Here is a 20776-nt window from a genome sequence, read left to right as displayed (position 1 = left end):
ATATTGATAATTTAAAAATTCCACTTGCTTGAACTATTTGAGCTTGACGACGGTCACTCCGTCTCCTCCCTCATTGAAGCCTCCGCTCCTGAAGCTGTCGACATTCCTGTTTCGCTTCAGCATGTCACGGATACCGGAACGCAGTATCCCCTCGCCTCTTCCGTGAATCACGGTCACTTCCTTGAGCCCGGAGATAAATGCATCATCTATATATTTTTCGACATCCATCACCGCGTCATCCATGTTTTTGCCGCGTACATCCACTGATGTCGATATAGTCTGTGCTTTGCTCTTGTAAAGTCTGCCGTATCCTGATGCCTTCGGCTTCGGCTTTTTCTTGGGCCTGCCGCTGTCGATCAGCATTATATCGGAAATGTTCACACCGACTTTCATTATGCCGACCTGCACCTGCAGCTCTCCTTTACTGTCGGGGCGCGATATCACTTCGCCGTTCTGACCCAGCGTCAGTATCTTGACGCGCTGTCCGACTTCGATCTTGTCCGGATCCACAGGCTCCGCATTAGTTTCACGCTTTATAGTGCTCCTGTTTTTCTTTTCAAGTTCTCTGAGACGCCGTCTGTTCCTGTCAAATCCGGCATTCCTCTCACCCAGGCTCTCCAGCTTTGCCAGTGCCCTGAGCTCTTCCTGGACCTCTTTCGAAACTTCCCTTGCCTCGTTTACTATTTCTCTGGCTTTTTCTTTTGCTTTTGCCAGCTCTTTTTCTTTCTGTTCTTCGAATCTTCTGATCCGTTCTTCAAGCTCTTCCTTCTGACGCTTCATCTCGATATTTATCATGATAGCTTCGTCACGCTCTTCCTCAGCGAGCCGCTTGTCCTCTTCGAGAGCGGTCACCACGTCCTCAAACGCTATGTCCCCCTCTTCCATGAGTTCTCTGGCTCTGTCTGTGATAGCACCCGGAAGTCCCAGCTTGTGAGCTATATCAAACGCATTTGATTTTCCCGGTATACCTGTCAGCAGCTTGTACGTCGGACTCAGAGTCTCTACATTGAATTCCATGGACGCGTTTTCCACGCCGTCTGTAGCTATCGCATACTTCTTGAGCTCCGTGTAGTGCGTCGTCGCTATCGAATAAGCACCTGCCTGAGCCAGCTTTTCCAGCGTGGCGATCGCAAGCGCAGCACCTTCCGCCGGATCGGTTCCTGCTCCAAGCTCGTCCAGCAGTATCAGGCTTCCATGGTCTGCCTCCTTTACGATATCAACGATATTCGTCATATGCGATGAAAATGTAGACAGACTCTGCTCGATGCTCTGTTCATCTCCGATGTCTGCGAATATTTTTCTGTAGATCGGCAGTCTGCTTCCCGGAGCCGCCGGTATGTGGAGTCCGGTCTGCGCCATCAGCGAAAGCAGCCCGGCAGTCTTCAGCGTCACCGTTTTACCTCCCGTATTCGGGCCGGTTATCACCAGAGTCCTGTAATCGCGTCCAAGCGAGATGTCTACCGGGACGACCTTCTCACGGTCGATCAGCGGATGACACGCTGCCTTCAGATCCATGATGCCGTCTTCGTTTATGTCAGGCTCTTCGCCTCCCATCTCGATGGAAAGACGCCCTTTCGCCATGAAGATATCGAGCTCCAGCAGCAGCTTCTGGTTGTTCACCAGATCATGGTAATACTCCGAAACGCCATCTGACAGTTCCTGCAGTATCCTGTTTATCTCTGCCTTCTCATCGAGCTCCAGCTGTCTGAGCTCATTGTTCAGGTTCACGATCGCCTGCGGTTCTATGAAAAGCGTGGCTCCCGTACCGCTCTGGTCGTGCACTATGCCCGGCACACGGCTCCTGTGCTCCTGCTTTACAGGGACTACATATCTGCCGTTTCTCATCGTAACGATCGAATCCTGCAGTATCGTCTTGTTGTCTGCCGAATTCAGTATGTGATTGATCTTGGCTTTCAGAGCTTCATTCTGCCTGACGATCGCGCGCCTTATGCTCCTGAGCTGCGAGCTCGCATTGTCTGCCATCTCATCTTCGGAAATTATGCATCTGTCGATCTCGTCTGCAAGACGTTTATGGACCGCCAGCAGTTCGGCGACCGAACAGATCACCGGCACATCCGGTATATCTCCCTTTAGAAACGCAACGACACGCTCGGCTGTCTTCATATTGTAAAGGATCTTCAGGAGCTGAGCCATCGTCAGCACGCCGCCCTTTCGCGCAAAAGACACACTTTCCTCAATATCATAAAAACCACCGACAGGTAAAGGCCCTTTGTGATTTATGAGTCTTACCGCTTCTGTGGTTTCACCTTGACGTTCTCTTATTTCAGACACATCATCAGAAGGCGTCAGCTCCGAAATGACCTTTTTGGTCATTTCGGAACCTGCCTTTTCTACAAGCATGTCTATAATCTTATCATATTCTAAAACAGTTAAAGTCTTCTCTTTCATTTAGAATTATCCGTTATTCTTGTATTTTTCCAGTTCTTTCTTCAGTTGAAGGTTTTCCATCTGAAGGTCGAAGAAGCTGTTTTCAAGCTCCTTGCACTTGCCCTCGATCTCCTTGACAACTTCGTCCATGCTGCTCTGAGCCTGCGTCTTTGCGGTTTCAGCTGCCTGCATCAGATTCTGTATGTCAGCGTCCTTCTGTCTCAGCTGGTTGAGGAGCTCATCCTTCTGCAGTACGATAGCCTGCGTCTCCTCTTTGTAGTCCATGTAGTTTTTCTTGGACTCATCCCACAGCTGAACGTAATGCTGCGCATCCTTTTCAAGCTGTATATTCATTCTCTTCAGCTCTTCCATTTCCTCGAGCACCTGAAAATACTCGCTCGCGATGTTTACCGCCGAAAGTACAGCTATGTTTGACGGAACGACTCCCGCAGCCTTTGCAGCTTCAGTGACTTCCTGCATCTTCATATCGACATGAGCTGCGACCTGTATGATCTCTTCCTTCGTCTTTTCTCCTGCTATAACATATTCCTGGCCGTAAATCTTTACTTTTACTTTATTGCTTTCCATGCGAATTCTCCTATATCTCTCTCAGGACTGCGTTAAGTTTATCCTTAAGTGCATTCAGTACATCGTTATGGACTGCAGCCACTTCATCATCGGTCAGTGTCTTATCTTTATCTCTGTAGGTCAGAGTGAATGCAACGCTCTTCTTGCCTTCCTCCACCTGCTTGCCTCTGTATACGTCGAAGAGCTTCACGTTTTCAAGGATCTTCTTTCCGTGCTTTCTGATCACTTCTTCGATCTTCCCTACCGCCATATCTTCATCTACGAGAAGTGCGATATCTCTCGATGTCGAAGGATACTTAGGCAGCGGCGTGTATACTATCTCTGTATCAGCGTGTCTCATTATCGCATCGAACATGAGCTCACAGCAGTAGATCCTTACGCCGTCCATGCCGTAGTTTTCTGCCACGTCAGGATGTATCTCTCCCATTATTCCAAGCTCGTCGTACAGTATGTCAGCATCTTCCGCACCCTGTCTTCCTGACGGAACAGCTATCCTCGCACATCTGCCGGGATGATATACTCCATACTCGGATTCAGCTTCAAATACCGCACCCTTTATGCCGAGAACTTTCAGGAGTTCCTCCACGATGCCCTTGAGGCTGAAGAAATCCTCGTTCTTGCCGTACATACCGATGCAAAGCGAGTACTGCTCATCAGGCAGCTCCTCTTCATTCAGCATGTTTGCCATGAATGTGTTTCCTATTTCAAAGGCCTTTACCTTATCTATGTTTCTCGAATAGTTTCTTGCGAGGACTTCCATCATGTTCGGAGTGAGAATGGTCCTCATCACCGAGTTTTCCTCGCCCAGCGGATTGATAAGCTTTACAAATGCTCTTTCCCATGAATCCTCATCTATCCTTACATTATCCACGCCCTTAGGGCTTACGAACGAATATGTCTGTATCTCGTTCAGTCCCATGCCGCAGAGTGAATTTCTCGTAAGGTCTCTCAGTGCTCTCTCGTCTGAGATACCTGCTTCGCAGTTGCCCTTCGGCAGTGTCACAGGAAGCTTGTCATATCCGTAAAGTCTTGCGACTTCTTCGATGTAATCTTCTTCTTCGAGAAGATCCTGTCTCACTGTAGGCGGTGTCACTGTCATGACGTTTCCGCTGCCTTCTACTTTTATTTCGAGGCTTTCCAGCATTGATACCATATCTTCGCGAGTGATGTCTATGCCGAGAACGTGATTGATCCTGTCAACTCTGATATCTATAGTCTTTGCAGTTTCCGGATTCGGATAATTGTCAACGCTGCCCCTGCATACCTTGCCGGCACCGATGAGCTCTATCAGTCTGCATACTCTGTCGGCTGCAGCCTCACAGAGGTTAGGATCTATTCCCTTTTCGAATCTCGATGAAGCTTCTGTTCTCAGGCCGAGCTTCTTCGATGTGGCTCTGACGCTGTCTCCGCTGAAGTTTGCTGATTCAACGATTATCGTAGTCGTGTCTTCTTCGATCTCCGAGTTCAGTCCGCCCATCACTCCTGCGATAGCTATGCCTCTCTCTTCGTCCTTGATAAGCAGCATATCTTTTGTGAGCGTTCTTTCATTGTTGTCGAGCGTAACGAACTTCTCGCCTTCTGCCGCATTCTCGACGATGATCCTGCCGCCCTTCACCTGATTGATGTCAAATGCATGTATCGGCTGACCATATTCGAGCATTACGAAGTTTGTTATGTCGACGATATTGTTGATAGGTCTCATGCCTGCATACATGAGTCTCTTCTGGAGCCACCAAGGCGACTGCTCTACCTTTACGTCCGTAACTATCCTGGCAACGTATCTCTTGCAGCTTTCCGGATTCTTTATATCTACAGAAACGTAATCTTTAGTTTCACCCTTTCCGTTTTCATCCTTTATGTCTGTATCAGGATATGTGAACGGCTTTTTGAAAGTCGCCGAAGCTTCTCTCGCCATTCCTACCATGGCCAGGCAGTCAGGTCTGTTCGGTGTTATCTCAAAGTCTACCACAGCCTGCTTGAGTCCCAGCGCTTCTGCAAAATCCTGTCCCAGCTCATAGTCTCCCTCGAGGATCCAGATCCCGTCCTTGTGTGCGACCGGAACGACTTTGTCCTCAAAGCCGAGTTCTTCTGCAGAGCAGAGCATCCCGAACGATTCCACACCTCTGAGCTTGCCTTTCGTTATTTTCACTCCGCCTTCCTGCTTAGGCTGTCCATGGAGCGGTCCCGGTATCCTGCTCTTGTGGAGAGCTACAGGTACGAGTGCTCCCTCGAACACGTTCGGAGCACCTGTAACGATCTGCACCGGCTCTTCCTTTCCGACGTTCAGCATGCATACCACGAGCTTGTCCGCATCAGGGTGTTTCTCTATCTTTTCTATTTTTCCTACTACCACGTTTTCCATTTCCTCACAGAAATGCTCGCATGTCTCGAGGTTCGATCCCGACATGATCATCCTGTCGCAGAATTCTTCGGTAGTTACATCCAGATCTATATAGTCTTTAAGCCATTCTATTGGAACTAACATCTATTAACCCTCCTATTTGAACTGATTTATGAAACGCATATCGTTCTCATAAAATAATCTTATATCGTCTACACCGTATTTAAGCATCGCAACTCGCTCAACGCCCATACCAAAGGCGAATCCGGTGTACTTTTCTGTATCCAGATTACCCACTTTCAGCACATGAGGGTGCACCATGCCGCAGCCCAGGATCTCGATCCAGCCGCTGCCTTTACATACCCTGCAGCCTTTTCCGCCGCACTTGAAGCACGATACGTCCATCTCTGCACTAGGCTCCGTGAACGGGAAGTGGTGTGGTCTGAACTTAGTCCTGGTGCTCGTTCCGAAAAGCTGTTTCGCAAAGCTGTCGAGCGTTCCCTTGAGGTCCGCCATCGTTATTCCTTCATCGACCACAAGGCCTTCGATCTGATGGAACATCGGCGAATGCGTAGCATCCGGAGTATCACATCTGAAGCATCTTCCCGGTGAGATGACCTTGATAGGAGGTTCCTGCTTGAGAAGCGTCCTTACCTGTACAGGTGAAGTCTGTGTTCTCAGCAGCGTGTCCTTTGTAATGTAAAATGTATCTGTCATATCTCTCGAAGGATGATTAGGTCCTGCATTGAGCGCATCAAAATTGTTGAAGACAGTTTCCACTTCAGGGCCTTCCGAAATCGAGAATCCCATGTTCATGAATACCTTTGACACTTCTTCTATAGTGATCGTCAGCGGATGTTTTACCCCCAGCGTCACTTCTCTGCCCGGTTCTGTCACGTCGATCTTCTCGATCTTGAACTGTGCTTCTTTGGCAGCTGCTTTGACTGCCTCGAACTTTTCCTCGAGCATTTTTTCAACTTCGGCTCTGACCTTGTTTGCCATCTGACCTGTAGTTTTTCTTTCCTCAGGCGACAGTTTTCCCATTCCTCTGAGTATCTCAGTAAGCTTGCCCTTCTTTCCGAGGATCTTTACTCTTATATCGTCGGTCTGTGCCAGAGTTGAAGCTTCATTAAGCTGTGCCTTTGCTTCTTCTAAAATTTTGTTTAACTGAGCTTGCATCGTATTTACCTCTCATCTAAATTTATCTTTGTGACTGATACATAAGTATTCCGGCAGCCACTGCCGCATTTAACGATTCTATGGATCCCGCCATAGGTATCTTTACTTTTATATCTGCATTTTCCATGAACCCGCGGCTCACTCCCCGGCCTTCATTGCCTATTACCAGAGCCGTATCCGAGACCATGTCTGCCTCAAAACAGCTTATCCCGTTGTCCGGGCATGTAACTGTTATCTTCTTTCCCATTCTTCTGATGAGTTCTACAGCCTCTCCGCTGTCTCCCGCATTCAATACGGGCATCCTGAAAAGCGAACCCGCTGCAGCTCTCACCACTTTAGGCGAATAGACATCGCCCGTTCCTGAAGTCAGTATTATTCCTTTATATCCTGCGGCCTCCGCTGTCCTTATCATCGTGCCGATGTTTCCAGGATCCTGCAGCCTGTCCATCACCAGGATATTCCCTTTTCCGACAGCTTTCCCGAAATCCGCCTCACTGTATATACGCTTTTCTGCCACCGCGATTATCCCCTGCGAGTTTTCCGTCGAAGACAGCTTGTCGAACAGTTCGCCGCTCAGGATCACCGTACCTGCCGCATATTTGTCCGTATCCGGGAAAATGCCTTCGCGAACGAATATGCTACTGATCCCGGCTCCCGTCCCGAATGCGTCTTCCAGCGGTTTGACGCCTTCGAGAAGATATCGGCCTGTCTCGTCTCGATATTTCTTTTTCAGCAGCTTGAGCGTGCTTTTATATATCTGATTATCTTTTGATCTGATCGTTTTCATATATCCTGACCGAAAAAGTGCAATGCAGAACAATAGCCGGCTAGCTAGAACCGGCTATTGGAATACTCTTTTCCTTTCTCTTATCTCTGTAAGAAAGTTGGTATATCTATGCGTGATGTACCTTTGTAAACATCATCGTCCGCAGCCGCAGCTTTTGTCTCCTGTGGTTTTCTGAGTTCTGCGCTGTCTTCCAGAGTTCCTTCACCAGGAACGACAGAGCTGTTGAGCAGATCACTGTTAGGCTTTTCAAAGCCTGCTGCTATTACTGTTACTGATATCTCATCCTGCAGATCTTCCTTGATCGATGCTCCCAGAATGATTATTGCATTCTTGTCCGCTTCTTCGTCGATCTGCGAAGCCACTCTGTCAACATCGTACATTGTGAGATCTCTTCCGCCTGTGATATTGATGAGAACAGCTCTTGCTCCTGAAATCTTTGTTTCGAGAAGCGGGCTGTCGATAGCTCCTCTCACTGCGTCATCAAGCTTGGTCTCGCCTTTTCCTACGCCTACTCCCATATGTACGATTCCTCTGTCCTTCATGATGGTAGTAACATCGGCGAAGTCGAGGTTGATGAGTGCATCGTCGACTATGATATCTGAAATACCCTGAACGCCCTTCTTGAGAACTTCATCTGCCATCTCGAACGCTTCGAGAAGTGAAGTCTGCTCCTGTACGCTCTCAAGAAGCTTGTCATTAGGAACCACTACGAGCGAATCCACATATTTCTTGAGGAATTTGATACCGAGATCAGCGTGTTCGCCTCTTTTCTTCCCTTCGAATCTGAAAGGCTTCGTAACGACACCTACCGTAAGGATGCCCATATCCTTGGCGATCTTTGCGATTATAGGAGCTGCACCTGTTCCTGTACCTCCGCCCATTCCACATGTAACGAAGATCATATCCGATCCCGCAATGAATTTTTCAAGATCTTCAAGATTTTCTTCTGCTGATTTCTGGCCTACTTCAGGGTTCCCTCCGGCTCCGAGACCTTTTGTAAGCTTTTCGCCTATCTGTATTTTAGTTTCTGCCTTACTCTTGGCAAGAGCCTGTTTGTCAGTATTTACAGCGATGAAAGTAACACCTTTCATGCCGCCGTCTATCATCCTGTTAACTGCGTTACAGCCGCCGCCACCGACACCTATTACTTTTATCTCCTGCAGCGTCGAGTCATTCATCTCAAATTGTAACATTCAGAGGTACCTCCTGTAAAATTTTATGCCCCATATCTTCAAAACGTGAATTTAAAAGCATTTTCTTCATAATAAACACATACATTATAACATACAAATTTTATTGCGTAAAGGAACAATAATTATTACTGCCTACACTGATGACCCCGCTTTCGACACCTTTCTGGTACAGTTCATACACTACTGCCTTCAGTGCGCCGGACTTTATCGCTGTCATGACATTGTCATATCTGCCTTTGCATACGAGCCCGTCGTACACGTAAGCTTCGACATTATTGCTGCTGATCTTTATTTTTTTGAAGTAAAGATCATTGTTTTCGGTCGTCCGGATGAGCTTCATGGCTTTGCTGTAGACACCTGTCTCCTTGACGCTGATAGTTTCGGACAGCTTTGCATCCGTCACTGTCACATTTTCAACTATCGTCACTTTTTTCTCTTCTTTGCTGATCTCCAGCACCTTGCCGTCATTGTCGGTAACGCAGTACTTCCTGCCCTTTACGAACTGAGCCTTGCCGCTTCGTTCGCTGATATTGATCTCTACCGTGTTCGGCAGCTTCCTGTCGACATCGACGTCTTCTATATACAGATTCTTCTTTATCTTATGCTGAGCTATCAGCGGATGCACATCGAACAGATTCCCTCCTGTTTTTATCCCGGAGAGCTTTATTATCTCCTCATCGGATATCTCCCTGTTTCCCGTCACAACAACGTTATCCACATTGAAATACTCTATATGTGCCAGAAAATAAAGTCCGACACATACTGCCGCTATTATGAGCAGCCTGAGCAGATAATGCTTTTTTCGCCGTTTTTTCTTTTTGACAGTTTTTTCTGTACGGTTATCTTTTCTCATTCTCTCTAATGTCTCCACCTAAACGTCTTATATTATCCGCAAACCTGCTGTATCCCCGTTTGATATATTTAGTGTTCCTGACCACGGTGTCCCCCTGAGCCATAAGGCCTGCAATAACGAGAGCCGCACCGCCCCTGAGGTCTTCAGCTGTGACAGCTGTTCCACACAATATATTGTTACCTTTAATTATAACTTTTTTTTGCGATATTTCAATATCCGCTCCCATTTTTTTCAATTCTTTTGCATACCCCGTCCGGTTTTCGAACACGCTTTCTTTCACCACGAACTCGTCTCCTGTTCTGGTGAGAAAGGCAGAAAGCTGTGCCTGCAGATCAGTAGGGAACCCAGGGTACGGAGCTGTGCTTACGATACCGCTCAGCTTTTCCCTGCCGTTGGATTTTGCCCATATCGCATTTCGGTCGTAGCCTATGTCGCAGCCTCCGTTTTCCAGGATATCGAGCAGCGCCTGCAGTGTTTCGTGAGCTATGCCGTTCAGCAGTATTTCACCGCCGGAAGCCAGTGCCATCAGAAGGTAGGTGCCGGCCTCGATCCTGTCCGGCATGATTTCGTGCACACACCCGCCCAGCCTGCGCTTTCCATCTATCTCTATCACGCCCGTCCCGGCGCCTTTCACACATCCTCCGCAGCAGTTTATGTATTTCTGAAGATCGACTATTTCCGGCTCTCTGGCACTGTTGTATATACGGGTCGTGCCCTCTGCCGCCGTTGCAGCCAGCATGAGATTTTCCGTCGCGCCGACGCTCGGATAAGCCAGCCTTATCTCCGCACCTTTCAGAGAAGCCGCACGCATATGGATCAGATCGCCCTCACACACGACATCTGCCCCCATCTTCCGCAGTCCGTCTATATGCATATCCACAGGTCTGCTTCCTATCCTGCATCCTCCTGGTCTGCTGATAACCGCTTCTCCGCATCTCGCCAGCAGTGAGCCTGCCAGAAAAATGCCGGACCGCATCTCTTTCATCAGATCCTCCGGTATTCGATACTCTGACAGAAATGATGAATCCACAGATATGGTATCGTCATCACGGTTTACTCTGCACCCAAGAGACTGCAGGATCTCCAGCATGCTTTCGACATCTGTTATCTCCGGACATCGCAGGAACACGCTTTCATCCCCCGTCACCACAGATGCGGCAAGTACAGGAAGCACGGCATTCTTGGCTCCGGATATCTCTACTTCTCCGCTTAACCTGATGCCCCCTCTGATAATATACTCTCCCAAAAAAACACCTCCGAATCATATTCCATAATATGTCGGAGGCTCCTTTATCGTTACTTCTGCCCTATAGCTTCCATGATGCTGTCACAGATTATTCCTGTTGCATCGAGAGGTGCACATGAATAGCTTTTTTCTGCCATCTGCTTCAGCGTCGCCGGATCGTTTTTCAACTTAAGTATTTCACCGATCAGTTCATCATTGTTGAGATCCTTTTCTTCTATTATCAGAGCTCCGCCTTTGTCCGCTACTGCCTTTGCATTGAAATACTGATGATTTCCGGTCACGAGCGGCGAAGGGATGAACACTGCCGGTACGCCGCAGACAGTGACTTCTGCAACGCTGAGCGCTCCGCTGCGGCTTATTACAAGATCTGCCGCAGACAGATATTTAGCCATATCATGTATGTACTCCATGATATCAACATTATCCGCCACCTGTATGCCCTTCTCTTTAAGCTCCTCTTTTATCGCATCGTAATAATAGCTGCCGGTCGCAAGGCATATGCGAAAGCCCTTCAGGCCATTGAAAGCCTCTATTATTCCGGTCATCGCCTTGTTTACACGCCCCGCCCCCTGGCTTCCTCCGAATGCGAGCAGTACGAAATCAGACTGGTCGAAGCCGAGCTCCGCTCTCGATTTCTCCCTGTCCGCAGTCATGAAGACATGTCTTACAGGATTGCCGGCCACGACATGTTTTTCAGGATATCTGAAATATTTCGAAGCTTCCTCGAAACCGAGAAAAAGCTTATTGACGTGTTTTTCCAGCATCTTGTTCGCCATTCCCGGCACAGCATTCTGCTCATGTATGAATGTCGGGATGTGCATTTTCTGAGCAGCCTTCATTATCGGCGCGCTGGCATATCCTCCCGTACCTATCACAACATCAGGCCTGAACGCCCGCAGTATCTCGCGCGAGCGCTTACTGCCTCTTCTCAGCTTCCTGATCACTTCAAAATTCTTGAGCAGATGCTCTCTGTTGAATCCATCTGCGGAAATAAGCTCTATCTCATATCCGTTCTCAGGCACCAGGTCTCTTTCAAGGCCTATCTCAGATCCTACAAATATTATCTCTGCATCAGGCTTCCTTTTCCTGATCTCATCTGCGATGGCCAGCGCAGGATATATATGCCCTCCTGTGCCTCCGCAGGTCATAATAACTTTCATTTGATTCACTCCTGTACTTTCAGTCCGTGCCGCGATATATTGAGCAGCACTCCTGCCGAAAACATAAAAATCAGCAATGCGTTTCCGCCGTAGCTTATGAATGGCAGATTTATACCTGTCGGCGGCATCGATGATGTAACGACTGCGATATTCAGTATTACCTGTATGGCCACCATCAGGACGATGCCTGAAGCCAGAAGAAGTCCGAACTGATCAGGCGCATTGAGCGCGATGTGGATGCCTCTCCATATGAACAGGCAATAAAGCGCGATCAGCAGCAGCACCCCTATATATCCCAGCTCTTCTCCTATTATCGCAAGTATGAAGTCGTTCTGAGGCTCCGGCAGATACAGGTTCTTCTGGACGCTCTTTCCCAGTCCGACTCCGAACAGTCCGCCCGATCCCAGAGCGAGCAGCGACTGTACAGCCTGATATCCGTCACCCAGCGCATCCTGGAACGGATCGGTAAAGCTCGTAAGTCTGTTGTACCAGTATGTGTCCTTCATGAAGATCACTATGCTGAGTATCCCTACTACGCCTATCCCGCCGGCCGTGGCCACATATCTCCATTTCAGTCCTGCTACCAGCATCATGGCGATTATTATGCCGCACACCGTTATGGCAGTGGACAGATTCGGCTGCTTTACTATCAGCGCGCCGTAAACCGCAATGATACCGAGAAGCGGAAGAATGCCTCTCTTCAGCGATTTTATCCGGCTCGCATCTTCACTCAGGAACCACGCCACGAATATTATCGCTGCGATCTTTGCGATCTCACCCGGCATAATCGTTACCGGCCCGACCTTTATCCACCTTGTCGCACCGTTAGTCGTCTGTCCGAGCGGAGTCAGCACCAGCACCAGCAGTATCACGCTTACTATCAGTATCGGTAGTGCACATTTTTTATACTTCCGGTAATCGAACAATGCTCCGAAAGCCATTGCCACAAGACCGAAAACGACCCACGCGCCGTGTCGCACCAGATAACTGTACGGATTGCCGTCCTGGCTTATCGAAGAATAGTAGCTCGCACTGAAAACCATTATCAGTCCGAACAGCACCAGCATCAGCGTGAACAGCATCAGCCAGAAATCCCCGCTTTTCAGCTTCAGTTTTGTTCTCTTTTTCCCTTTTAGCTTATTATCTGCTCTTTCCAATTATAACCGTCACCTTTCCAAAGCCTGCACACAATCTTTAAAGTGTTTTCCCCTCTGTTCAAAGCTCGTGTACATATCCCAGCTGGCACATGCAGGTGAAAGCAGCACGACATCTCCCGGCTGTGCGATCCTGTATGCTTCCCTCACACAAGCTTCCATATCCTTGAGTATTATCGAATCTGTAAAGCCCGCCTTCTCGGCTGCCTCTTTGATCTTTGTAGCCGTCTTGCCCATCAGCAGCAGCGCTTTGACTCTGCCGTCGAACGCATTTACGAATTCGTCGAAGGATGAGTTCTTGTCATAGCCACCGGCTATCAGTATTATATTGTTCTTCATCGCTTCTATAGCCTTGATCGAAGCATCCGGATTCGTTCCCTTGGAATCGTTCACGAACCTTATATCATCGATCACGCCGCACAGCTCGATCCTGTGTTCTACGCCCTTGAAGCTCCTGAGCACATCGGCTATCACAGAAGGCTCTATGCCTCCGAAGTAGGCTATCGCACATGCGGCGAGTGCATTTTCCAGATTATGAGCACCCGGTATCTGCAGTTCCACCGGCCTGCATATCTCCTTGATGCTTCCGTCTTCATCTTTTATTATTATCGTATCTCCGTCTACATAGACACCGAAATCGAGAGTTTTCTTCCTGCTGAACGGAACTATCTTTGCCTTGCAGTCCCTGACCAGCTTCATGCACTCCTCATCATCGTAATTGATGACGCAGTACTGGTCGGGAGTCTGGTTTCGGAAAACTGCAGCCTTTGCTTTTCCGTAATTTTCCATAGTCTTATGTCTGTCGAGATGGTCAGGTGTGAGATTAAGTATCGCCGATACCTCAGGTTTGAAATCTCTTATAGTCTCAAGCTGGAAGCTGCTGGTCTCCGTTACGAGCCAGCTGTCGTCCTCCGCTGAAAGTGCCTTCGATATCACTGCGACGCCGATGTTTCCTACGACATATGTTTTCTTTCCTGCAGCCTTGTATATCTCTCCTACAAGCGTAGTAGTCGTAGTCTTGCCGTTCGTGCCCGTTATCGCAACGTAATTTCCATGTCCTACCCTGTATGCGATCTCAAGCTCGCCCGTTATTTCTGCACCGGCAGCCTGTGCCTCCTTTATGAAGCTGAGCTCCGGAGAAACTCCCGGACTGAGTATAAGCATATCAAAGATGCTCATATCATCAGGCTGGCAGCCCAGATAGCACTTTACCGACTTTTCCCTGAGGAACATCAGCAGCTGAGGATCTATACTGTCTTCGGATTTATTATCCTGGACCGAAACATCAGCGCCCAGCTTTACCATAGCCTGCGCTGCCGCTTTTCCCGAATTCCCCATGCCTACTATCAGTACTTTCTTGTTTTTCATATCTGTCACATTTCCTTTTGCCATCGGTATCTTCTCCTAACTCAATCAATGATCTAAATAATTATAAGACTTGCAAAACAGCATACAGCTGTAAATATCCAGAATGCTGTCACGACCTGGACTTCCCTGAATCCGCACTTCTCGAAATGGTGATGTATCGGAGCCATCCTGAACAGTCTCTTGCCTTTTGTAAGTTTGAAATATCCCACCTGAAGTACTACAGACAGAGCCTCGATCACATAAAGCAGTCCGGCGACAGGCAGGAACAGCTCCATTTTCATAACTATTGCAGCAGCCGCAAGTCCTCCTCCAAGTGCAAGCGATCCCGTATCGCCCATGAATATCTTTGCGGGGTTCCTGTTGAACACCAGGAATCCGAGACATCCTCCGCACACTGCCGCACAGAAATATGCTCCTGCCGCAAGTCCGTAGATCACGCCGGCTATCGAGAAGAACAGCGTTACGAGCGCTGTGACTCCGGATGCAAGTCCGTCAAGTCCGTCTGTCAGGTTCACCGCATTCGTCATAGCAAGAACGACAAACACGATAAACGGTATATACCATATGCCGAAATCGACATATATATTTGCGAACGGTATGAACACCAGCGTGCTTCCCTCCGAACAGTTGGCAAGGAACACAGCCAGTATCACAGATATCACTATCTGAAGCCCGAACTTCTGATATGCTCTCAGCCCCAGATTGTTTTTCTTTATCACTTTCAGATAGTCGTCAAAGAATCCTATCAGTCCGAATCCGACGAACACGAACAGTATCACTATCATGTCTGAAGCGCTCGCGCCCCATATCAGACCTCCCGCAGCTGCTGCGATCGCTGCACCAATTATTATCGCGATCCCGCCCATGCTCGGTGTCCCGGCCTTTGACAGATGCGATTCCGGTCCTTCCTCTCTGATGTTCTGCCCTGCCTTCGCTCTCAAAACAGGTATTGCCAGTTTTGTTAAAATCACAGAGATAATAAACGCTATCAAGATGATTATTACGATGTTAATATAATTCATGGCGTCTCCTAAATTTTTAAAATCCTTTCCGCTATCTGCTCCATCTTCATCCCTCTGGATCCTTTGACCAGTATTATATCACCGGCGCCTGCAAACTGATCCAGTCTGTCGTACAGGTCTTCTTTCTTTTCGAACCATACGACCTGCACATCACCTCCGGATGCCCCGTCGGCTATATTTTTTGCAAGCTCTCCCACAGCTATTACTCTGTCTATACGGAGACCTCGTGCAAAGAGGCCGACTTCGAAGTGCTGACGTTCTGTCTGATCGCCCAGCTCGAACATATCTCCCAGCACAGCAGTCCTGCGGCCTTTGCATGCGCTCTGCTCAAGCACCTTGAGCGCACTCTTCATAGAATCCGGACTCGCATTGTAGCTGTCGTCTATAACGCTCAGTCTCCCGTTTTCAATGCGCTTCAGCCTGCTTCCCGTAAGCTGCACCTTTGCAAGTCCCTCCCGGGCTTCATCGATGCTCACCCCCAGCAGCTCGCCGACCGCGATCGCAAGCGTGCTGTTGACTGCGTTGTGTCGGCCCGGAACAGGTATCTTTATCTTCTCTATCTTTTCATCATGCTCCAGATCGAATGATATACCGTCCATTCCATAATCGTTCACATTCGAGATGATGTAATCGCTCTTTCCGTCGTCGCCTATCATTATCTGCTTATAGGCTCCCGCTGTTCGCTCTCTCGTCAGGAACTCCCCGTCCCACGGGAATACGAGATATCCCGGTTTCCCGTCGCGCCCGGTGATATGCCCCGCGACTTCCATCTTCGCCTTGAAGATGCCTTCCCGGCTGCCCAGGTTTTCCATATGAGAGATCCCTATATTCGTTATCACCGCTATATCCGGCTTTACGATCTCTCCCAGCCGGTCGATTTCACCGAAATGATCCATCCCCATCTCCAGCACTGCAGCCTGTGTACCGCTGTCAAACTGGAATATCGATAACGGAAGTCCGATATCATTGTTGAAATTTTTCATATTTCTTCCGCATACGTATTTCTCGCTGAGCACATAGTATATCATGTCTCTCGTAGATGTCTTGCCGACGCTTCCCGTGACTGCGACTTTCAATATGTCCAGCCTGTCGAGATAATATGACGCCAGTTCGCCCATCGCGTATACGGTGTCTTCGACTTCTATTATATTGCAAGGCGTGGAACTGATCTCTCCGTACCAGCCTTCCCTGTGTGAAACCATAACTGTACGGCACCCTGCTGCGACTACCTGCGGTATATATCTGTGGCCGTCCTGGTTTTCGCCTTTTACCGCAACGAACATGTCTCCGGGCTGACACTCCCGGGAATCGTGCTTGACACCGGTGATGTGATCTTCTTCACACTTTCTCACCAGTGTACCGTTCACGGCTCTGACGATTTCTTCTACTGATATTCTGTCCATAAATGCGCACCTGCTTATTTATACAAATAGATTTTACTGCCTTTTTTCACTTTTGTCCCCGCTTCAGGATACTGCTTCGTGACTATGAAATCGCTCTCTGCGGCAGCTTCCTTATCGGTATCGTAATCCAGAGAATCCCCGGCAAGTATGCCTATGGCATTGCTCGCGCTCTGGCCTGTGACATCAGGCACTTCTACCTTCTCCGCGTCGGCTTCCTTCTGGCTCTCCTCGTCAGGGGAGATATTCAGATATCGGAGTGAATCTTCAAGTATCTGATGCACTCCCGGAGCTGCCGTCACGCTTCCGTATTTCACGCCCTGCGGGCTGTCAACGATGAGCAGTACCGTTATCTGAGGATCGTCCATAGGAGCCATAGCTATACATGACGAATAAGTGTCACCGCTGTACCCTGTGCCGTCTTCCTTTACCTTGTCTGCAGTACCTGTCTTTGCACCGACCTTGTATCCGTCGACCTTTGCTGCACCGCCGCCGCCTTCGTCAACGACAAACTGCATTATATCACATATCTCCTCGGCAGTCTCCTTCGAAACCACCTGTCTGACAACTTCTGTCTCGAATTTCTCGACCGTATTGCCGTCGGAGTCCCTGAGTTCCTTGACAAGTCTCGGTTTCAGCAGCTTTCCTTCATTTCCGAACGAGCTTATCGCAGTTATCAGCTGTATAGGCGTCACCGCAACACCCTGGCCGAAACCTATAGTCGCAAGTCCTACCGGACCTGCGCTTTCCTTTGACTGGAGTATAGCGCTTCCTTCTCCCGGAAAGTCTATTCCGGTTTTTCCCGTTATGCCGAACGTCGCCATGTAGTTGTAGAATTTATCTATGCCTATGCCGGTCGCAAGCTGCACGAAAACAGGGTTGCAGGAATTCCCCACCGCCTGTTTCAGGTTCTGCGTCCCGTGAGGATGATCGCTGCTCCAGCAGTGCAGGATCTGGTCGCCGACAGCGATCGATCCCGTACATGTATATGTCGAATCAAGATCTGTCACGCCCTCTTCCAGAGCGATAGCTGTCGTCAGCAGCTTGAAAGTCGATCCCGGTTCATACACATCGGAGATCAGCGAGTTTCTCCACATCTTGTTCCAGTATGTCACCTTTTCGTCCTCAGACATGCTTTCAAGCTTCTTCTGTTCTTCTTTGTCGAGCGGAGTCTTCGGATCATTCAGGTCGAATTCAGGTGTCTGCGCCATTGCCAGGATATCTCCGGTCTTAGGATCCATGACTATCGCCATCGCTCTCTTCGCACTGGTCTTCTCCTGTACTTCAGCTATTGTTTTCTCCGTGTAATGCTGTATCACCTGATCTATTGTCGTAACGACGCTGTATCCGTCCTCTGCATTGTAATGCTTTTCTTTGCCGTATGCCAGGCTGTTCCCGCCGATATCAGTATACTTTACCGACCGTCCTGAAACGCCGCTCAGATATGTATTGTACTGCAGCTCCAGACCCGAAAGCCCCGTATTGTCATCTGTCACTGATCCTAGTGTATGCGATGCAAAAGCGCCGAGTGGATAACTCCTCTTGGTGTCTTCTGCGATCTCTACTCCCGGAAGCTCAGCTTCTCTTATTTTGTCTGCATGATCCTTATCTATACCTTTTTTTATCTTGATCACGCTCTGCTCTTTCGTCACAGCTTCTTTGACATCGTCATAATCCATTTCCAGGACCTCAGCGAGTGTCTTAGATACTTTTTCGACGTTCTCGTTTTTTTCAGCCTCTGTATCACCTGATCTGACATCAGCAGGTCTTGCCCATATCGTGTAGCATGTGACGCTGACCGCCAGCTCATTGCCGTTCGTATCATAGATCACGCCGCGCTTGGCCTCTATCGGAGTATCTTTGGTCTGCTGTTCCACAGCCAGCTCAGAATACTTACTGCCCTTTACGATCTGCACCCAGCCCAGCCTGATGCACAGGATCAGCATAAGCGTGAATACTATCACGAGTATTATGATAAGGTTTTTCTTACTACTGTTTAATGCCGTCACTTTACTCCCCTTTAAAAAGCGACCCCGGACATATCTCCTGATTTATCTGCCCGGGTATCACAGTTACATTTTATTATCATCTGCTACGAGATATTATATTTTTCTCCTGTCAGTTATATGCCTTTTCCCTGAGCATATCAGCAAAGCCTTCTTCCGGGATGTCGTCGTTGGTTATGTACACTTTACTGCTTTCGCTCGGGTATACCATGCCGAGTTCACCGGTGGCCTTGCTCTCCACATACTCGATGTTGTTGGCGCTGTACACCTTGACCTGCAGGTTCTCTATCTCTCCTGCAAGCGCACGGTTCTCCTTCAGCATCGAATTTATATTATACTGCAGGTTTGCCGAATATGCAGTTATTATTATGAGCATTATCATCGCAATGCCTGCTATCATGACCAGCGAAAGGGCCGCTTTTTTGCCTTCGCCTGCAGATATCGCCGGCTTTTTCGCACTGCGTCTTCTGCGTGAGCGTTCTTCCCGTTCCGGCTGCGGCTTCATGTCCAGACCGTACTTCTGATAATTTTTCTGGTATTCATACCATCTTTCAGCTGCTATCATGTCATTACCTCTTCTTTTCTATCACTCTGAGCTTTGCACTTCTTGCCCTCGGGTTACTCTCCAGCTCGGCCTCGCCGGACACTATAGGTTTACCCGTCACCTTTTTCATATCAGAAACCTTTCCGCACACACATACCGGAAATTCCTTCGGGCATGTACACGGATTCAGCCGTCTGTTGAATGTTTCCTTCACTATCCTGTCTTCAAGAGAATGAAAGGTTATTATGCACAGTCTCCCTCCCGGCAGGAGCACGTCGCAGAACTCGTCTATCGCAGTGCTCAGCTGCTCGAGCTCCCCGTTCACTTCTATCCTTATCGCCTGGAAGGTCCGCTTCGCGGGATGCGGCCCGTCTCTCCTGGCAGATGCCGGGATCGCCGCCTTTATTATATCCACCAGCTCTCCGGTGGTTTCTATCCTGCTTTCTCTGCGTCTGTTTACGATGAAATCGCTTATTCTCGACGCCCACTTTTCTTCGCCGTATTTTTTGATTATTTCTGTAAGATGCTTTTTATCATAACCGTTGACGACATCGTATGCCGAGAATTTCTCGTCCCGGTTCATCCTCATGTCGAGTGGCGCATCCTGCATATATGAAAATCCGCGCTCGCTGTTGTCGAGCTGAAACGACGATACTCCGATATCCAGCAGAGCTCCGTCTATCCCGTCTATGTCCAGATCTCGAAGGACCTGCTTTATTTCCGAGTAATTGCTGTGCACGAGCTGCACTCTGCACTCTGCCGACGCCAGACGTTTCCCCGCGGCATTTATCGCGTCGGTATCCCTGTCTATGCCTATCAGCATCCCGTCAGGACCGAGCTGCCGCGCTATACCGCCGGCATGTCCGCCTCCTCCCAGAGTCCCGTCGACATAGATCCCGCCGCTTTTTATATTCAGATTTGAAATACACTCTTCATACAGGACCGGTACATGTTTAAAATCCATATTGCTCCATACTTTCCGCCACTTCACTGGCATTCATCAGTTCTCCGGTATCGGGATCCAGTTCATCTTCCCAGTGCTCCCTGCTCCACACTTCTATAGTCTTGTCGCTTCCGACAGTTATCAGCTCTTTTTCTATCCCTGCATATTCCTTGAGCTCCTGCGGTATAGTAAGCCTTCCCTGCTTGTCCACATCGCATTCTGCCGCAGATGAATAGAAATGTCTCTTGAGTTTTCTGGCCTGAGGGTTGCCGGCAGGAAGTATCTCCAGTTTTTCCTCGACAAACTTTTCCCATTGCGCCAGCGGATAAATGGTCAGGCATCTGTCCAGAGATTTCGCTATGATGCATCTGCCCTCAAGCTCGTCCCTGAATTTTGCAGGCACTATCACCCTAGACTTGCTGTCTATTGAATTGTTGTATTTGCCTACAAACATTTAGTTCCCTCCCATTGTGTTTAGCTCCATTCTAAACCACTTCAAACCATTTATCAACAAAATCACTCCACGCGCAGTATATTTTACTCCAAAAATGAAAATCAGGCAAGAAATCATTTTGTTCTTTATTATAAAAAACGCCATATTTAG

17 protein-coding genes are annotated in these 20776 nt (G+C 48.6%); all 17 read right to left on the bottom strand.

Annotation, left to right across the window (positions count from 1 at the left end):
- Window positions 1-33: 33 nt before the first annotated feature.
- Window positions 34-2409 (bottom strand): endonuclease MutS2, encoded by a 2376-nt coding sequence (locus tag OCV59_RS06845; RefSeq protein ID WP_147593753.1) that lies wholly within the window; start codon window positions 2407-2409, stop codon window positions 34-36.
- Window positions 2410-2415: 6 nt separating this feature from the next.
- The gene (locus tag OCV59_RS06840; protein WP_147593752.1) at window positions 2416-2976 is read right to left on the bottom strand and encodes a cell division protein ZapA; all 561 of its coding nucleotides are present in this window, start codon (window positions 2974-2976) and stop codon (window positions 2416-2418) included.
- A gap of 10 nt (window positions 2977-2986) precedes the next feature.
- Entirely contained in the window at window positions 2987-5461 is a 2475-nt protein-coding gene (gene pheT / locus OCV59_RS06835) for a phenylalanine--tRNA ligase subunit beta (RefSeq protein WP_147593751.1), read from the bottom strand.
- A 12-nt stretch (window positions 5462-5473) separates the two neighbouring features.
- Window positions 5474-6496 (bottom strand): phenylalanine--tRNA ligase subunit alpha, encoded by a 1023-nt coding sequence (gene pheS / locus OCV59_RS06830; protein WP_147593750.1) that lies wholly within the window; start codon window positions 6494-6496, stop codon window positions 5474-5476.
- 22 nt (window positions 6497-6518) lie between these two features.
- A complete protein-coding gene (locus OCV59_RS06825; protein ID WP_147593749.1) occupies window positions 6519-7283 on the bottom strand; it encodes a TrmH family RNA methyltransferase in 765 nt (254 codons plus the stop codon).
- Window positions 7284-7363: 80 nt separating this feature from the next.
- Window positions 7364-8476 (bottom strand): cell division protein FtsZ, encoded by a 1113-nt coding sequence (gene ftsZ, locus OCV59_RS06820; RefSeq protein WP_147593748.1) that lies wholly within the window; start codon window positions 8474-8476, stop codon window positions 7364-7366.
- A 100-nt stretch (window positions 8477-8576) separates the two neighbouring features.
- Window positions 8577-9329: a cell division protein FtsQ/DivIB gene (locus tag OCV59_RS06815; RefSeq protein ID WP_147593747.1), complete on the bottom strand. Its 753-nt coding sequence runs from the start codon at window positions 9327-9329 to the stop codon at window positions 8577-8579.
- Entirely contained in the window at window positions 9316-10575 is a 1260-nt protein-coding gene (murA, locus tag OCV59_RS06810) for a UDP-N-acetylglucosamine 1-carboxyvinyltransferase (protein ID WP_147593746.1), read from the bottom strand. The genes OCV59_RS06815 and murA overlap by 14 nt, the downstream gene beginning before the upstream one ends.
- A 50-nt stretch (window positions 10576-10625) precedes the next feature.
- Window positions 10626-11735 carry an undecaprenyldiphospho-muramoylpentapeptide beta-N-acetylglucosaminyltransferase gene (gene murG, locus OCV59_RS06805; protein WP_147593745.1) on the bottom strand — a complete coding sequence of 370 codons (1110 nt, stop codon included), beginning with the start codon at window positions 11733-11735 and terminating at the stop codon, window positions 10626-10628.
- A 5-nt stretch (window positions 11736-11740) separates the two neighbouring features.
- Window positions 11741-12892 carry a putative lipid II flippase FtsW gene (gene ftsW / locus OCV59_RS06800; RefSeq protein WP_262584188.1) on the bottom strand — a complete coding sequence of 384 codons (1152 nt, stop codon included), beginning with the start codon at window positions 12890-12892 and terminating at the stop codon, window positions 11741-11743.
- Window positions 12893-12901: 9 nt separating this feature from the next.
- Entirely contained in the window at window positions 12902-14281 is a 1380-nt protein-coding gene (murD, locus tag OCV59_RS06795) for a UDP-N-acetylmuramoyl-L-alanine--D-glutamate ligase (RefSeq protein ID WP_147593744.1), read from the bottom strand.
- 29 nt (window positions 14282-14310) lie between these two features.
- The gene (gene mraY, locus OCV59_RS06790; protein ID WP_147593743.1) at window positions 14311-15279 is read right to left on the bottom strand and encodes a phospho-N-acetylmuramoyl-pentapeptide-transferase; all 969 of its coding nucleotides are present in this window, start codon (window positions 15277-15279) and stop codon (window positions 14311-14313) included.
- An 8-nt stretch (window positions 15280-15287) separates the two neighbouring features.
- Window positions 15288-16682, bottom strand: a complete 1395-nt coding sequence (locus tag OCV59_RS06785) for a UDP-N-acetylmuramoyl-tripeptide--D-alanyl-D-alanine ligase (protein WP_147593742.1) — start codon at window positions 16680-16682, stop codon at window positions 15288-15290.
- A gap of 14 nt (window positions 16683-16696) precedes the next feature.
- Window positions 16697-18688 (bottom strand): penicillin-binding transpeptidase domain-containing protein, encoded by a 1992-nt coding sequence (locus tag OCV59_RS06780; RefSeq protein WP_147593741.1) that lies wholly within the window; start codon window positions 18686-18688, stop codon window positions 16697-16699.
- A 109-nt stretch (window positions 18689-18797) separates the two neighbouring features.
- A complete protein-coding gene (locus OCV59_RS06775) occupies window positions 18798-19250 on the bottom strand; it encodes a cell division protein FtsL (RefSeq protein ID WP_147593740.1) in 453 nt (150 codons plus the stop codon).
- Window positions 19251-19254: 4 nt separating this feature from the next.
- Window positions 19255-20193, bottom strand: coding sequence for a 16S rRNA (cytosine(1402)-N(4))-methyltransferase RsmH (gene rsmH / locus OCV59_RS06770; RefSeq protein WP_147593739.1), 939 nt, complete (start codon window positions 20191-20193; stop codon window positions 19255-19257).
- Window positions 20183-20626 carry a division/cell wall cluster transcriptional repressor MraZ gene (mraZ, locus tag OCV59_RS06765; RefSeq protein WP_147593738.1) on the bottom strand — a complete coding sequence of 148 codons (444 nt, stop codon included), beginning with the start codon at window positions 20624-20626 and terminating at the stop codon, window positions 20183-20185. Before mraZ ends, rsmH begins: the two co-directional genes overlap by 11 nt.
- Window positions 20627-20776 lie beyond the last annotated feature (150 nt).

This window comes from Brotomerdimonas butyrica (assembly GCF_025567305.1).
GTDB lineage: Bacteria > Bacillota > Clostridia > Peptostreptococcales > Anaerovoracaceae > Lentihominibacter > Lentihominibacter butyricus.
This window is presented reverse-complemented; position numbering and strand designations above follow the sequence as displayed.